A 14,629-nucleotide genomic window follows, 5' to 3' on the forward strand; every position below is an offset into this window, starting at 1 on the left:
CTGCTGCGGCGGGGGAAAGGCGGCTGCGCCGGGCGGGTCATGAGCGCCCGGGTTCGTCGGCGAACTCGGCGATCACCGGGGCGTGGTCGCTGGCGCCCTTGCCCTTTCGCGCCTCACGATCGACCGGCGCGTCCGATACGGTGGCGGCGAGCGCGGGAGAGGCGAGGATGAAATCGATGCGCATCCCCTCTTTTCGCGGGAAGCGCAGCTGGGTGTAGTCCCAGTAGGTGTAGACGCCCGGTCCTGGCGCGAACGGACGCATGACATCCGCGAATCCGGCGTCCACGACGGCCTGGAAGGCATCGCGCTCCGGCTGCGACGTGTGCGTCTTCTCGGCGAAGTACTCCACGGACCACACATCGTCGTCGGTCGGCGCGATGTTCCAGTCGCCCACCAGCGCGATCTTGGCCTGCGGGTCGTCGGCCAGCCAGCGCGCGCCGTTGTCACGCAGCGCGGCAAGCCATTCCAGTTTGTAGGCGTAGTGCGGGTCGCCCAGCATACGGCCGTTGGGCACGTACAGGCTCCACACCCGCACGCCGCCACAGGTCGCCCCGATCGCGCGGGACTCGACGACCGGCGTGCTGATCAGCGACTCACCCGCGTCCTTGTCGAAGCCGGGCTGGCCGGGAAAGGCGAGCTCGACGTCGGAGAGACCGACGCGGGAGACGATCGCCACCCCATTCCACTGGTTGATCCCCAGGTGGGCGACTTCGTAGCCCAGTTCGTCGAAGCGCTCGAACGGGAACTGGTCGTCGCGGCACTTGGTCTCCTGGATGGCCAGCACGTCGATGTCCTGGCGGTCGAGCCAGTCCGCGACGCGGTCGAGCCGGGAGCGAATGGAGTTGACATTCCAGGTGGCGAGACGCACTGCGGCCTTCCTTCGGGGGTGACAGGTCTGTTCTACCGCAGGCCGCCGGGCCCGGCGAGCGGTTCCGGCGCGGCGTAGCGATAGGTGTGGTGTTCGATGAAGCCCAGTTCGCGGTACATCGCGCGGGCCGGCTCGTTGGTGGCTTCCACCTGGAGATAGGCGTGCGTCGCGCCGCGGTCGCGGCCCCAGCGGATCAGTTCGGCGCAGACCAGCGAGCCGAGCCCGTGCCTGCGGTGCGCGGCGGCCACGGCCACGCAGGTGAGGCCGATCCAGCGGCGTCCGTCCGGGGCGGTGGTGAGTGCGCCGCGGCCGATCGCGATGGGACGCGGCAGGCCGAGCGAGGCGAAGCCGAGTTCACCGTTCAGGACCGCGGTCAGCACCTCGGGATCGGGCGCGGGAATCGTCCGCGCGCCGGGTTCCTCGCCGTCGTAGCGGTGCGTCTCCAGCCAGTCGGCGTCGGGAGCGGGCGCGATCCGCACCATCGAAGGGCCTTGGGGCAGCACGAAATTGTCGATATCGAGAGCCAGCATGGCCGTCTCTCGCCAGCTGTGCCAGCCGGGCGGCACCGGGGCCAGCCGATCGGGCAGCGCGAGCTGCACAGGCAGGCCCTGCGCGGTGTACCACTCGCCGATCCGGTGCAGCGTATCCGCCGACACGGTGGCGGGTCCCTCGGAGCTGCCCAGCGGCACAGCGGAATTCGCGCGCCCGGTGTATCCGTTGCCCGCGCGCGCCAGCCAGCCGTCGATCCACGCGTGTTCGACGCCCGGCCAGCCATAGGCGGCCGCGGCCTCCAGCGCGCGGATCTCTCTGATGCGAATCGGCCTCGGCCCGACGGCTTTCAGCGCGACGACGCGCTCCGGCGCCACCGAGACGAGCTCGCCGCCCGCGCCGCGCACGGTCGGCGGGTCCAGGGAGACGAGTTCGCCGATCACGTCGGTCAGCGGTTGTGGATAACCCGCGGGCAGCTGATAGCGCAGCACCACGCGGCGGCCGAGCGGGATATCGGGCAGGCCGGCGGCGGGGTCAGTCGTCATGCCCGAACGGGTCGGGGTCGGTGCCGGGCAGCCAGCTCAGACCCGGTGTGCCCCAGCCGTTGCGTTTGATCGCCTTCTTGGCGGCCCGCGCGTTCCGTCCGATCAGCACGTCCACGTAGAGGAACCCGTCCAGATGCCCGACCTCGTGCTGGAGCATGCGGGCGAAGAAGCCCTTGCCCTCCACCTCCACCGGCTCGCCGTTCTCGTCGGTGCCGGTCACCTTCGCCCATTCGGCGCGACCGGTGGGGAACTGCTCCCCGGGCACCGACAGACAGCCTTCCTCGTCGTCGTCCGGGTCGGGCATGGTCTCCGGGATCTCCGAGGTCTCCAGCACCGGATTGACCACCACCCCGCGTCGTCGGGTCGCGGTGCCGTCCGCGCCGAGGTCGGGGCAGTCGTAGACGAACAGGCGAAGCGGAACGCCGACCTGGTTGGCGGCGAGCCCGACGCCGTGCGCGGCGTCGAGCGTTTCGTACATGTCCGCGATGAGCGGAGCCAATTCCTCCGGCGATCGAGTGACCCGCTCGGTCGGGTTGTGCAGAACCGGGTCGCCGACGATCACGATCGGGAGGATTGCCATGGGCCAATTATTGCCGTGGGCGCCACGTCACAGCTTCCCGGGTGCCGAAGTGGAGACCGCGACTACCGGCCGGTAGGGAACACGCCGCGCTGCGGGCCCGGCGATTCCTCGCCCGCGTGGTTGAATGTTCCGCGACGTACAAGCACCATTTTCGTCTGGTGGTCACTCGGCGAGGAGCGAGATGGACGGCGCAGCGGCACGGAATCTTTCCGCGACCCACAACGGCCCTTCCGCGAGCGAAGATGGCACGACGGAGCACGCTTCGGCCGAACAGGCCGACGGTGCCGGACTGAGCCGTCGCGAACTCGACATCCTGGCCTTCGAGCGGCAGTGGTGGAAGTACGCCGGAGCCAAGGAAGAGGCGATCCGCGAGCTGTTCGCCATGTCGCCGACCCGGTACTACCAGGTGCTGAACGCGGTGGTCGATCGGCAGGAGGCGCTGGCGGCCGACCCGATGCTGGTCAAGCGGCTGCGCAGGCTGCGAGCGAGCAGGCAGAAGGCGCGCGCGGCGCGGCGGCTCGGATTCCAGGTCTGACCCGGCGATGCGGACCCGGACCCGTCCCGTGCGACTAGGCTCGCGAAGGTGAGCTACCCGAACCCCACCTCCGGTGGGCCACCGTTGCGTGCCCTGGCGATGGTGCTGATCGCGTTGGCCATCGTCTTCGCCGGTCTCGGGGCGATGTCGCTGTCGAGTTCCGACGCCGACACCGACGCCTCGGGGACCAGCGCATCGCAGACCTCGAGCGCGAGCGCCGCGCCGCAGGTCCCGGCGAGCACCACCGCGCCCAAGGCGCCGACCTCGTCCACCGCGGTGGCGACCGTGACGCCGACCGGTGCCGCCGCGTCGACCACCACCACGGCGGCGCGTTCGGTCCCGGTGCGCGTGCTCAACAACAGCATGGTGGCCGGACTCGCGGCGAAAACGGCAGGCCAGCTGGAGGCGAGCGGCTGGACGATCGCGGAAACGGGCAACTACCCGGGCTCGAACATCGCCAAAACCACGGTGTACTACGGCGATTCGTCCGGCGACAAGGAGGCCGCGCAGGCCATCGCGGACCAGCTCGGCGCGTCGGTGGCACCGAAGTCGAGTGCGATCGGGGATACCGCGCCGGGTGTAACGGTGATCGTCACGGGTAACTGACCCATATGTGGCCGCTGGTCGCACGCCCGGACCAGCGAACACGCGTGAGGGCGCGCCGCCCTGTCGGGGGCACGGCGGGACGGCGTGGCATCATCTTGTCCGGTAACGAACGTGTCCACCCGCCCTTACTCGTAAACTCGGTACTCGTAAAGGAGTTCCCCGATGGCCCCGTCCACAACTCGACGCCCGTCCTGGCGGACTGTGACCCCGGTGCTCGCGGTCGCGGTCTTCGGCCTCGCCGCATGCTCGAACAGCCAGGAGTCGAGTGACGTCCAGGGAACGACCCCGCCGGTGTGGAGCGGGTCGCCCGCTCCGGCCGGGCAGTCGAGCACCGAGCACGGTGGCTCGCCGAACGCCGAGCAGGGCGTGAACGTGCAGCTGAAGGACCCCTCGGGCGCCTCGGTCGGCACCGCGAACTTCGCCAAGGACGGCAACCACCTGCAGCTCACCGTCGAGGCGCACGGCCTGCGCCCCGGCTTCCACGGCCTGCACGTGCACCAGGTCGGCAAGTGCGAGCCGAACTCCGTCGCGCCGACCGGCGGCCCGGCGGGCGACTTCCTGTCCGCCGGTGGTCACCTGCAGGTCGGCAGCGCCAACGCGCATCCGGCCAGCGGCGATCTGACCTCGCTCGAGGTGCGCGGCGACGGCGTCGCCAAGCTGATCACCACCACCGACGCGGTGACGCTGGACGACGTGAAGGGCAAGGCCCTCATCATCCACGCCGACGCCGACAACTTCGGCAACATTCCCAACCGTTACTCCCGTGCCGATGGCGTCGCGGGTCCCGATGAGACGACCCTAGCGACGGGCGACGCGGGCGGCCGTGTCGCTTGTGGCGTGATCCAATAGCGCGGTGGCATATGGCCGGGGCAGGAATCGAACACGTTCCCTTCGATGGTTCGCCCCGGCCCACCATCGGGGTCGAATGGGAGATCGCCTTGGTCGACAAGGTGACCCGCGACCTGTCGAATACCGCTGCGGCGGTATTCGATTCACTCGGTGAGCTCCGTGCCCACGACGGCACACCCCAGGTCACCAAGGAATTGCTGCGCAACACCGTCGAACTCGTCACCGGGGTGCACGAGACCGTCGGCGCGGCGGTGGAGGACCTCACCGGCACGATGAACACGGTGCGCCGTGCGGCCGAGCAGCTCGGTGTCGACTTGTTCTGCGCGGGCACCCATCCGTTCGCGCAATGGTCGGCCCAGCAGCTGACCCGATCGGAGCACTACGACGAGCTGATCGAGCGCACCCAGTGGTGGGGTCGCCAGATGATGATCTGGGGCGTGCACGTGCACGTCGGAGTCTCCCACCGCGACAAGGTTTTTCCGATCCTCAACTCGTTGCTGCTGTCGTATCCGCATCTGCTCGCGCTGTCGGCGGGCTCGCCGATGTGGTCGGGATCGGACACCGGCTACGCGAGCAACCGGACGCTCATGTTCCAGCAGTTGCCGACCGCGGGCCTGCCGTTCCAGTTCGAGAACTGGACCCAGTTCGAGCATTTCGTGCACGATCAGATCAAGACCGGTGTCTTCACGCAGCTCGGGGGCATGCACTGGGACATCCGCCCGGCGCCGAAGTGGGGCACCATCGAGGTCCGGGTGTGCGACGGGATCTCCACGCGCGCCGAGCTCGCCGCGATGGCCGCGCTCATCCATTGCCTCATCGTCGACCTCGACCGCCGCGTCGAGAACGGCGAGGAACTGCCCACCCTGCCGCCGTGGCACGTGCAGGAGAACAAGTGGCGCGCCGCACGTTACGGGCTGGATGCGATCATCATCACCGACGCCGACAGCAACGAGCGGTTGGTCACCGACGACCTGGCGGATCTGCTGAACCGGCTGGAGCCGACGGCTGCGCGGCTTGGCTGCGCGGACGAACTCGCGCTGGTCGCCGAGATACCCAAGCGGGGAGCCTCCTACCAGCGGCAGCGCCGGGTTGCCGCAGCGTCGCAGGGAGATCTGGTCGCGGTGGTCGACGCGCTGGTCGAGGAGCTGAAACAGTAGCGATCGGCCGCGTATAGGTCGGTTGCTGTTCAGCTGGCCAGGGGGATGACGTTCACCCCACGTTTACTATGGTCGGATGCTTGTCGAATACCCGGGTTCCAGAGCAGGAAGCGCGGTCTCGCGCCGTCGCGTACCGCGGACTCGGATCCGGGTCGTCGCGGCGGTGGCCGCGGTGCCGGTCCTGCTGATCGTGTTGCAGGGCGTCGCCGTCTGGCAGGGATTCGAAGGCCCCCTGGAGAGCTTGGGGCGGGACTACATCGGCACACCGAAATCGATGTCGGTGCCGTGGGCCGGACTGGTCCTTGCGCTGGTGGGCATTTCGGCCCGTCGCAGGCTGGTCGCGGTGGGTGTCGCGGCTGCCATCGATGTGGCGTGGGCCGGTGTCCGCTTGCTGGCGGGAGAGCCGTTCGCGATCGGGAACGGCCCCGTGATCGTGCTGACCGGCTTGGCGCTGGTGGCCTGGCTGCGCTGGTCCGGAACCGAACGGCGGGACGCGCTGCACGCCGCCGCGCTCGGCGCGCTGCTCGTCCTGGCCACCAAAGTGGGCGATGTCTGGTTGCACGTCACCGTGATCGGCAGACCGACGGTGCTCGACGAATACGTGATCCTGGCCGACCATGCGCTGGGCGATCCGTCGTGGGTGCTCGGGCGGGCGGTGGACACGCTCGGGCCGGTGGTCTACGCGGTGCTGCACTGGGTCTACATCGAGCTGCCCGTGGCGGCGATCGTCGTGGCCGTGTGGCAGCTGCGCCGAGTGGTGTCGTCGGGCCGGTGGCCGTCGCATTACCTGGTGCGCACCTTTCTGGTGCTCGGCTTGATCGGTCCCTTGGTGTACGTCCTTTTCCCGGTGGTCGGTCCGATGTTCGCGTACGGCCCGGACGGCAACGGGCTGCAATTGGGCAACTACTGGCCGGGGGTGGTGCCGCCGATCGATCGCAACCCGCTGCCGCTGCCGTTCGACGCGGCGGTTCCACGCAACTGCATGCCCTCGATGCACACCGCCTGGGCGCTGTCGGTGTTCCTGCACACCCGCCGCGACGGCGACGGCGAGCCCGCTCCGCGCTGGCTGCGCTGGGGCGGCGCGTTCTGGCTGCTGGCCACCCTCACCGCCACCCTCGGTTTCGGCTACCACTACGGCGTCGACCTGGTCGCGGGCGCGGTGCTGTGCCTCACCGTCGAATCGGCGCTGCGCGCACCGGAGCGCGGCTGGGGATGGTTCCGGATCCGGTTGGTCGGCGCAGGCGCGGTCGTGCTGGCCACGCTGCTGCTGTCCTACCGGTACCTCGCCGTGCCGATGGCCGAGTATCCGGTGCTCGCGGGCACGGTCGTGCTGGGACTGCTGGCCGGACTGGCCGCGGCGTTCCACGCGACGTGGTTCGCGACCGCGCGGCAGCCGGAGCAGGCCGTCCGCGAGGTCGAGCCCGTCGCGCGCTGAGGCCGGTCACGCGGCTAATCGACGTCGTCGTCGCGCATCTCGTTGACGCGCAACAGGCCGTCGCGGTGGCGCTGCTCGCGGTAGGCGGTGCGGCCGATCAGGTGGGCGATCACCGGGGCGGTCAGCAGGGTGAACAGCCCGACCAGCACCAGCGCCCAGACGTTGCCGTGTCCGCCCAGCTGGATCGCGGCGCCCGCCAGCACCAGGATCAGCCCGATGACCTGTGGCTTGGTGGCGGCGTGCATCCGGGTCAGCGTGTCGGGAAAGCGCACGATCCCGATCGCCGCCGTGAGCGCCAGCGTCGAGCCGAACAGGATCAGGGTGCCCGCGAGCACGTGCCAGAGGTTCATGTGTCGTCCCGCACTCGGAATCGGGACACCGCGGCCGAGCCGAGGAACCCGACCAGCGCCAGCGCGACGATCGCGGGCACCACGGTGGTGTCGGCGCTGTAGGCCGCCCAGACGGCCAGCCCGGAGGCGGCGATGGCGATCAGCGAGTCGATGCCGACCACCCGGTCCAGCGTGCTCGGCCCCATGACGACGCGATACATGGTGATCAGTGCCGCCGCGGTCAGGATGACGGCGGCGAGGACGGCGACGACGGTCACGATGTCACCTCCGGGGGAGAGGGCGGCCGGGAGTACGGCCATCCGGTCGGGCGTTCGAACGTTTCGATCAGCAGGCGTTCCAGCCGCCGGGTGGTCCGGAAGAACTTGTCCACCGCCGCATCGCTGCCGACATCGAGAACGTGCACGTAGACGACGCAGCGCCTGCGGTCGATCTCCAGCACCATGGTGCCGGGGATCAGGTTGAGCAGGTCGGCCCACAGCACCAGCACCAGATCCGATCTCGTGCCGGAGTACACGCGCAACACGCCGGACACCGGGGTCTGCTTGGGGCGGATCGCGAGCCAGGCGACCTGAAGACTCGACTCCAGCGCGTAATACGCGCTCGCCACGATCAGCTCGGGCAGGGGAAACGGGTTCAGCCGCCCGGACACCGGCACGCGCGGCAGCGGCAGCGCCACCATGATCAGCGCGGCGACCGCCAGCCCGCCCAGTACATTCGCGATGCTCAGATCGCCCCACAGGGCCAGCCAGACCACGGTGAGCCATACGAGGATGCCGACGCGGACGGTCGTGTCGCGCACCGGGCCCCGCTCGGCGCTCATCGTGGGCTTCCCGGCGATTCGCCCAGCACCGCACCGATGTACACGCCGGGATCGCGCAGGTCCACCGCGGCGCGGTCGGCGATCATGAGGATCGGCCCGGCCAGCACCGTCAGGCACAGCCCCACCGTCACCAGGGCCGCGGTGGACAGCACCATCAGCGGCGGCATGCGGCCGGGATCGGTGCGCTCGTCGTAGTGCACGTCGGTCGCTTCCTCGATCAGCGTCGGCGGCCTGGCCGCGGTGAGATGGCCCTCCGGCGCGTCCTCGCGGGGCCGCCAGAACGCTTTGCTCCATACCCTGGCGACGGTGTAAAGCGTGAGCAAGCTGGTGAGCACGGCGCCGCCGACCAGCACCCAGGCCAGCACGCTGCCGCGTTCGGCGCCGGCCCGCAACAGCGCGACCTTGCCGATGAACCCGGAGAACGGCGGTATCCCACCGAGATTCAGCGCCGGGACGAGGAACAGCACGGCCAGCAGCGGGCTGGCCGCGGCGAGCCCGCCCAGCCTGCGCAGCGAGGTGGATCCGGCTTGCCGCTCGATCAGTCCCGCCACCAGGAACAGCGTGGTCTGCACCAGAATGTGGTGCGCCACGTAGAACACCGCGCCCGACAGCCCGGCCGCGTTGGCGAGGCCGACGCCGAACACCATGTAGCCGATGTGACTGACCAGCGTGAACGACAGCAAACGGCGGATGTCGCTCTGCGCGATGGCGCCGAGGATGCCGATGAGCATGGTGAGCAGGCCCGCCACCAGCAGCACCGAGTCGAAGCCGCCGTCGGGGAACAACAGCGAGTGGGTCCGGATGATCGCGTACACGCCGACTTTGGTGAGCAGACCGGCGAACACGGCGGTGACCGGCGCCGGGGCGGTCGGATAGGAGTCGGGCAGCCAGTTCGACAGCGGGAAGACGGCCGCCTTGATGCCGAAAGCCACCAGAAGCACTGCGAAGATCGCCGTGCGCGTGCCCTCCGGCACGGCGCCGAACCGGACCGCGAGCTGGGCGAGGTTCAGCGTTCCGGTGGCCGCGTAGGTGAGCCCGATGCCGGCGAGGAAGATCAGCGACGAGACCGACGAGACCATCACGTAGGCCACGCCCGCGCGGATGCGTTCGGTGGTCGCGCCCACGGTGAGCAGCACGAACGACGCCGCGAGCAGGATCTCGAAGCCGACGAAGAGGTTGAACAGGTCACCGGCGAGGAACGCGGCCGAAACACCGGCGGTGAGTACCAGATACGTGGGCCGGTAGATCGAGGTGGGCTGCCGCTCGTCGCCGTCGCGGATGTTCTGGCCCGCGCCGTAGAGGTTGACCGACAGCAGCACGATGGACGAGACCAGCAGCATCGCCGCCGACAGCCGGTCCACCACCAGCGTGATGCCGATCGGCGCTGCCCAGTCGCCCACCTGCAACGCGGTGGTGCCGTCCCGGTCGACCAGGAACAGCAGCAACCCGCAGATCACCACGACAGCGGTGAGCGCCCCGACGCTGACCGCGCTCTGGATGCGCGGCCTGCGCCCGAACACCAGCGTGGCCGCAGCGCCGAGCAGGGGGACGAGCACCGGCAGCGGGGTGAGGACCGGCAGCAGGCCGGGTGAAAGGCTCATGTCTCCGGGTCCTCTCCGATACGACGCCGGGCGACATCCACGTCCTCTTGGTCGTTGGCGACGTCGTCGCTGGTGGTGAGCATGTAGGCGCGGTAGGCGAGGGCGAGCACGAATGCCGCGATGCCCATGGTGATCACGATGGCGGTGAGCACCATCGCCTGGGCGAGCGGGTCGGCCATCTCCTCGGTGTCGGCCGTGCCGCGGATGGGCGGTTTGCCGCGACCGCCGCCCGCGGTGAGGATCAGCAGGTTCACCGCGTTGCCGAACAGGATCAGCCCGAGCAGCATCTTCGACACGGCGCGTTCCAGGAGCAGGTATACCCCGCACGCGACGAGGATGCCGATCACCACCAGCAGGGTCAGATTCGCGGTCACGTCGCGGAACCTCCGTTCGCCGAGGGGGTCTCGGCGTCGGCCAGCTCGCTGTCCAGGCGCGCGCCGAGACTGCGCAGCACGTCCAGCACCAGGCCGACCACGATGAGGTAGACGCCGAGATCGAACAGCAGCGCGGTGACCACCTTGACGTGCCCGATCACCGGCAGCGAAACCTCGATGATCGCCGAGGACAGCGGCGGCGCGCCGAGCAGCAGCGACGAGACGGCAGTGCCCGCGGCCAAGGTGAGGCCGGCGCCGAGGATGTGGCCCGCGTCGACGGGCAGTGCCTCACCCAATTCGTAGCGGCCGCCCGCGAGGTACCGCAGGGTCAGCGCGAGCCCAGCGGTGAGCCCGCCCGCGAACCCGCCGCCGGGCGCGTTGTGGCCGGAGAAGAAGAAGTAGACCGACAGCACCATGATGGTCGGGAACACCAGCCGCGTGGTGATCTGCAGGACCATCGAGCGTTCGGCCCGGGCCACCAATCGGCCCGCGGGCAGCCAGCTGACCAGCTCCGGATCGTAGTCGGGGGAGTCCGTCGCGCGCGGCGCGCTGCCGAAGCGCCTGCTGCGGAACACCAAAGAGGCCACCCCCGTCGCGGCGACGACGAGCACCGAGATCTCACCGAGGGTGTCCCACGCCCGCAGGTCGACGAGCAGGACGTTGACGGCGTTCTTCCCCCCGCCGAATTCGTAGGCGGCATCGGGAATTCTGAGCCAGATGGGTTCGGCGGTGCGGGCCGCCACGGCGAACCCGGCCAGGACCGCGACCACCGTCCCGGTCCCGACGGCCAGGACCGCTCTGCGCAGCTTGAACGCGGCCGTCCGGCTCGGCTCGATCGTCGCGGGGAAAGCGCGCAGCACCAGCACGAAGATGACCAGCGTGAGCGTCTCCACCAGGAATTGGGTCAGCGCGAGGTCGGGCGCGCCGTGCAGCGCGAAGATCACGCCGCTGCCGTATCCGGTCACCCCGACGACCAGCACGCTCGCGAGCCGGTTGCGCAGCACCGTCGCGGCGAGCGCGCTCACCGCCATGATCGCGCCGATGGCCGCTTGCAGCGGCGAGTCCCACAACCGCAGCGTGACTCCGGTGCGGGTGCCGAGGGCGAGCAGGACGGTCGGCAGGACGATGAGCGTGACCAGGATCGCGGCTTGGCTCAGCGGCAGCGACCCGCGCTGCACCGCGCCGGTCATCCGCAGCGAGAGGGTGTCCATCGCGCGCAGCGTGGCGTCGTAGGCGCGGTCGGCGTTGCCGAGGCGCGGGTGCGCCGATTCGGCGAAGCGGCCGCGCAGCCGCCACAACACGACGCCGACCGCGACGATCAACAGTGTCGACGCGAGCGCGGCATCGAAACCGTGCCACAGCGCCAGATGCGAAAACGGAACGGCGGCCAGCGTTTCGGCGTAGGGGCGCAATCGTGCGTCGAGCCAGGACGGGGCGAGACCGGCCGCGAGGCTCGCGACGGCGAGGATCACCGGTGCCGCGAGGAACAGAGCACCCGGCGGATGCCAGCGGAGACGACGCTCGGCTTCCGGCTGATCTTCGGCGACGGGTACTTCGCTCGGGTGGTGGGCGACGGGCGTGGCGCCTGCCGCGGGTTCCGGCTCGCGGTCCTTGTCCGCGAAAGCGCCCCAGACGAACCTGATGCTGTAGCCGACGGTCAGCATCGACCCGAGCACCACTCCGGTGAACACCGCGCCGCGTACGGGCGCGGTGAGCACGTCCGCGTCCAGTACGGCGTTCAGCGCGCTTTCTTTGCCGACGAAGCCGAGCAGCGGCGGTATGCCCGCCATGCTGAGCGCGGCCAGGACCGCGGTGGCGCACAGCACGGGAGCCCGACGGCCGAGCCCGGACAAGCGGCGCAGATCGCGCGTGCCCGCACCGTGGTCGATGATCCCGACCACCAGGAACAGGCACGCCTTGAACAGCGCGTGCGCGACGACCAGCGCGACTCCGGCCAGCGCGGCATCGGGTGTGCCGATGCCGACCAGCACGATCAGGAATCCCAGCTGGCTCACCGTGCCGAAGGCCAGCACCAGTTTCAGATCCACCACCTGGAGCGAGCGCAGCCCGGCCAGCAGCATCGAGGCGAGGCCGAGGGGCAGCACCAGCGGATGCCACACGGGGTTCTGCGCGAACGCCGGTGCCAGGCGCGCGATCAGGTACACGCCGGCTTTCACCATCGCCGCGGCATGCAGGTACGCGCTCACCGGGGTCGGTGCGGCCATCGCGCCGGGCAGCCAGAAATGCAAGGGCACTACGGCGGATTTGGTGAGCGCGCCCACCAGGATCAGGGCCACCGCGACATTCACCGCGGTCCCGCTCGAGTTGGTCCCGGATAGGAGATCCGACAGCAGATAGCTGCCGTTCACGGTGCCGAGCACGACGATGCCCGTCAGCATCGCCAGTCCGCCCGCTCCGGTCACCAGCAGCGCCTGGATCGCGGCCCTTCGGCTGGCCGCCTGCTCGGCGTTGTGACCGATCAGCAAGAACGACAGCACCGTTGTCGCTTCCCAGAACACATAGAGCAGGAGCATGTTGTCGCTGGTGACCAGCCCGAACATGGCGCCGGCGAACGCGACCAGCTCGGCGGCGAACACCCCGAGCCGCGGTTCGTCGTCCTCGAAGTACCGGGCGCAGTAGATCAGCACCAGCGCCCCGATGCCCAGTACGAGCGCGCACAATACCGCCGCGAGGGTGTCGAAGCGCAGATCGATGTTCAGGGCGATGCTCGGCGCCCAGGTCAGCCGAACTCGCTGCGGCTCGAACCAATTCGCGATCACCCAGGCGAAGCCGCCGAGCGGGACCACAGCCAGTAGAAAGAATGCGTTGCGCCCCAGTGCCCGCACCCACAGCGGAGCCAGCAGGGCGGCCGCGGCATGAGCGAGCAGGATTGCGAGCAAACTTCACTCCGTCGGGTAGGGGCGGCGGGGTGTCCGGCACAAGCCTACGGAAAGCGTGCTTTTTCCGTGGAAGGGCTGAGTATGGTGTCCGTCATCCGCCCGAACCGAAGCTATATGTCCGCTAATGATTCGCTCTCTGGTTGCCCATTTGTTTGCGGCCTGCTGCGTGGCCGTAATTTACGCAGCATGACGAGCCCGACGGCGCTGCCGATGACGATGGCGAGCGCGGTGCCGCCCGGGGTCGTGTCGTGCGCCGCCACGTCCTCGCGCCAGTCCTTGACGCGGTCAGGCATCACCGAGACCGCCGACGGCAGATACAGCGCGCTGAGCGCGAGTACGCCGCTGGGCGCGTAGTGCGGCCGCGCGGTGCCGCAGCAGTATCCCGCCGTCAACGCGATGACCCCGCTGATCACGGCGAACGCGACGGTGCTCGCGGACGTCGAGGTGACGAGGGCGAAGACCGTGATGCCCAGCAGCAGCAGGATGGCGAGGGCGGTCGATGGCATCCGGGCGCCGATGACGAGTCCGGCCGCGGTCAGCGCGATGAGCACCGGCGCGGTCCAGCCGGGCCGCACCGCGTAGCCGACCGCGTCGACCGCCGCGGTCAGGCTCACGGCCAGGTACACACCGGTGCCGTCGCGGCCGGGCAGCAGCATGGCGGCCGCGGTCGCGCTGACGATCGTCGCCGCGACGACGATGACGATCTCGACCACGTGACTCTCCCCCGGCAGTTTGCTGTACTGCCTGCCCAGCCATTCGGTGCCGGCCAGGACCACCAGCGCGAGCACCATGGCGGCGAGGATCGGCGTCACCGGCAGCGCGATCGCCATGTGCGGCTCCTTCGCGTCCTCGGTTCGCTTCCAGTTGTGCAAGGTGCTGATCATCAGCAGGATCAAGCTCACGCCGATCATCCAGCGCGTCGGGGTCTCCAGAACCGCGTACGGATCCGCGTTGATGTTCAGCAGGCCGGCGAGATCGCCGAAGCCGAAGAAGCCGACGCCGCCCACCGCGAACGCCGCGGCGGGCAAGGGTCTGCGCAGCACCACCGCGCCGAGCCCGCCGAGCAGCACGGCGGCGCAGATCGAGTCGATGTAGTTCTGCGTGGTCAGTATCTCGGCCGTGGCCACGTGGCGTCCGGTGAAGTGGTTGATCAGCTGCGCCAGCGCGGCGGCAGTGGCCGTCGCCCACCCGGTCAGCGGTCGCGAGGTGGTGGCGACCAGCACGGCGACCGCCACGGCGGCGATCACGCCCAGTGCCGCGCTGCGCGGCACGCTGTTGAGCAGCCCGGCGATCCGGTACGACGTGGCTTGCCCCTGTGTGTTGACGGTGACCGGCAGGAACAGCGTCACGCCCGCGACCGCGGCTCCGGTGAAGGCCGTGGTCGCGTCGACAATGTCGCCGACCCTGCGCACGGTTGTCGAACATACCCGTGGTGGCGACGTGATCTTGTGATTGCCGACGATTCGCCCGAAAATGTCTCCGGTGCGAAAAAGGCAACAAGAGCCGGATTGCCGGAGATT

At 69.6% G+C, this 14,629-nt stretch carries 15 protein-coding genes; 5 read left to right on the forward strand and 10 right to left on the reverse strand.

The window, feature by feature from the left end:
- Window positions 1-37: 37 nt before the first annotated feature.
- From ABZW96_RS05660 to ABZW96_RS05670, 3 genes are read right to left on the reverse strand one after another with little or no spacing between them, the layout of a single operon-like run.
- Complete coding sequence (locus ABZW96_RS05660; protein ID WP_355071653.1) at window positions 38-868, reverse strand: exodeoxyribonuclease III; 831 nt, start codon at window positions 866-868, stop codon at window positions 38-40.
- A 32-nt stretch (window positions 869-900) separates the two neighbouring features.
- The gene (locus ABZW96_RS05665) at window positions 901-1,902 is read right to left on the reverse strand and encodes a GNAT family N-acetyltransferase (protein WP_355071654.1); all 1,002 of its coding nucleotides are present in this window, start codon (window positions 1,900-1,902) and stop codon (window positions 901-903) included.
- The gene (locus ABZW96_RS05670) at window positions 1,892-2,482 is read right to left on the reverse strand and encodes a peptide deformylase (RefSeq protein ID WP_355071656.1); all 591 of its coding nucleotides are present in this window, start codon (window positions 2,480-2,482) and stop codon (window positions 1,892-1,894) included. The genes ABZW96_RS05665 and ABZW96_RS05670 overlap by 11 nt, the downstream gene beginning before the upstream one ends.
- Before the next feature lie 181 nt (window positions 2,483-2,663).
- Between ABZW96_RS05670 and ABZW96_RS05675 the strand changes: the two genes are divergently transcribed.
- The 5 genes from ABZW96_RS05675 to ABZW96_RS05695 all read left to right on the forward strand — a co-directional run bounded on the left by ABZW96_RS05675 (window position 2,664) and on the right by ABZW96_RS05695 (window position 7,064).
- Entirely contained in the window at window positions 2,664-3,017 is a 354-nt protein-coding gene (locus ABZW96_RS05675; RefSeq protein WP_355071658.1) for a DUF3263 domain-containing protein, read from the forward strand.
- A 48-nt stretch (window positions 3,018-3,065) separates the two neighbouring features.
- Window positions 3,066-3,623: a LytR C-terminal domain-containing protein gene (locus ABZW96_RS05680; RefSeq protein WP_355071660.1), complete on the forward strand. Its 558-nt coding sequence runs from the start codon at window positions 3,066-3,068 to the stop codon at window positions 3,621-3,623.
- 162 nt (window positions 3,624-3,785) lie between these two features.
- On the forward strand, window positions 3,786-4,472 hold the full coding sequence (locus tag ABZW96_RS05685) for a superoxide dismutase family protein (protein ID WP_355071662.1): 687 nt from the start codon (window positions 3,786-3,788) through the stop codon (window positions 4,470-4,472).
- 11 nt (window positions 4,473-4,483) lie between these two features.
- A complete protein-coding gene (locus ABZW96_RS05690) occupies window positions 4,484-5,629 on the forward strand; it encodes a glutamate--cysteine ligase (RefSeq protein WP_355071663.1) in 1,146 nt (381 codons plus the stop codon).
- Between the two features lie 76 nt (window positions 5,630-5,705).
- Window positions 5,706-7,064 carry a DUF5933 domain-containing protein gene (locus ABZW96_RS05695; protein WP_355071665.1) on the forward strand — a complete coding sequence of 453 codons (1,359 nt, stop codon included), beginning with the start codon at window positions 5,706-5,708 and terminating at the stop codon, window positions 7,062-7,064.
- 14 nt (window positions 7,065-7,078) lie between these two features.
- Here ABZW96_RS05695 and mnhG read toward each other — a convergent pair whose 3' ends face one another.
- The 7 genes from mnhG to ABZW96_RS05730 form a co-directional block, all read right to left on the reverse strand.
- Complete coding sequence (gene mnhG / locus ABZW96_RS05700; protein WP_355071667.1) at window positions 7,079-7,414, reverse strand: monovalent cation/H(+) antiporter subunit G; 336 nt, start codon at window positions 7,412-7,414, stop codon at window positions 7,079-7,081.
- Entirely contained in the window at window positions 7,411-7,671 is a 261-nt protein-coding gene (locus ABZW96_RS05705) for a monovalent cation/H+ antiporter complex subunit F (protein ID WP_355071669.1), read from the reverse strand. The genes mnhG and ABZW96_RS05705 overlap by 4 nt, the downstream gene beginning before the upstream one ends.
- Window positions 7,668-8,234, reverse strand: coding sequence for a Na+/H+ antiporter subunit E (locus ABZW96_RS05710; protein ID WP_355071670.1), 567 nt, complete (start codon window positions 8,232-8,234; stop codon window positions 7,668-7,670). The genes ABZW96_RS05705 and ABZW96_RS05710 overlap by 4 nt, the downstream gene beginning before the upstream one ends.
- Window positions 8,231-9,835: a Na+/H+ antiporter subunit D gene (locus tag ABZW96_RS05715; protein ID WP_355071671.1), complete on the reverse strand. Its 1,605-nt coding sequence runs from the start codon at window positions 9,833-9,835 to the stop codon at window positions 8,231-8,233. Before ABZW96_RS05715 ends, ABZW96_RS05710 begins: the two co-directional genes overlap by 4 nt.
- A complete protein-coding gene (locus tag ABZW96_RS05720) occupies window positions 9,832-10,209 on the reverse strand; it encodes a Na(+)/H(+) antiporter subunit C (RefSeq protein WP_355071672.1) in 378 nt (125 codons plus the stop codon). The genes ABZW96_RS05715 and ABZW96_RS05720 overlap by 4 nt, the downstream gene beginning before the upstream one ends.
- Window positions 10,206-13,109, reverse strand: a complete 2,904-nt coding sequence (locus tag ABZW96_RS05725; protein WP_355071674.1) for a Na+/H+ antiporter subunit A — start codon at window positions 13,107-13,109, stop codon at window positions 10,206-10,208. The genes ABZW96_RS05720 and ABZW96_RS05725 overlap by 4 nt, the downstream gene beginning before the upstream one ends.
- A 110-nt stretch (window positions 13,110-13,219) precedes the next feature.
- Entirely contained in the window at window positions 13,220-14,521 is a 1,302-nt protein-coding gene (locus ABZW96_RS05730; protein ID WP_355071676.1) for a hypothetical protein, read from the reverse strand.
- Window positions 14,522-14,629 lie beyond the last annotated feature (108 nt).

This window comes from Nocardia sp. NPDC004168 (genome assembly GCF_040610355.1).
Classification (GTDB): Bacteria; Actinomycetota; Actinomycetes; order Mycobacteriales; family Mycobacteriaceae; genus Nocardia; species Nocardia sichangensis.

Bases quoted from the DNA above. Each gene is read 5' to 3' on its own strand.
- ABZW96_RS05665 (WP_355071654.1), bottom strand. From the start codon at position 1,902: ATGACGACTGACCCCGCCGCCGGCCTGCCCGATATCCCGCTCGGCCGC.
- ABZW96_RS05670 (WP_355071656.1), bottom strand. From the start codon at position 2,482: ATGGCAATCCTCCCGATCGTGATCGTCGGCGACCCGGTTCTGCACAAC.
- ABZW96_RS05675 (WP_355071658.1), top strand. From the start codon at position 2,664: ATGGACGGCGCAGCGGCACGGAATCTTTCCGCGACCCACAACGGCCCT.
- ABZW96_RS05685 (WP_355071662.1), top strand. From the start codon at position 3,786: ATGGCCCCGTCCACAACTCGACGCCCGTCCTGGCGGACTGTGACCCCG.
- ABZW96_RS05690 (WP_355071663.1), top strand. From the start codon at position 4,484: ATGGCCGGGGCAGGAATCGAACACGTTCCCTTCGATGGTTCGCCCCGG.
- ABZW96_RS05695 (WP_355071665.1), top strand. From the start codon at position 5,706: ATGCTTGTCGAATACCCGGGTTCCAGAGCAGGAAGCGCGGTCTCGCGC.
- mnhG (WP_355071667.1), bottom strand. From the start codon at position 7,414: ATGAACCTCTGGCACGTGCTCGCGGGCACCCTGATCCTGTTCGGCTCG.
- ABZW96_RS05710 (WP_355071670.1), bottom strand. From the start codon at position 8,234: ATGAGCGCCGAGCGGGGCCCGGTGCGCGACACGACCGTCCGCGTCGGC.
- ABZW96_RS05715 (WP_355071671.1), bottom strand. From the start codon at position 9,835: ATGAGCCTTTCACCCGGCCTGCTGCCGGTCCTCACCCCGCTGCCGGTG.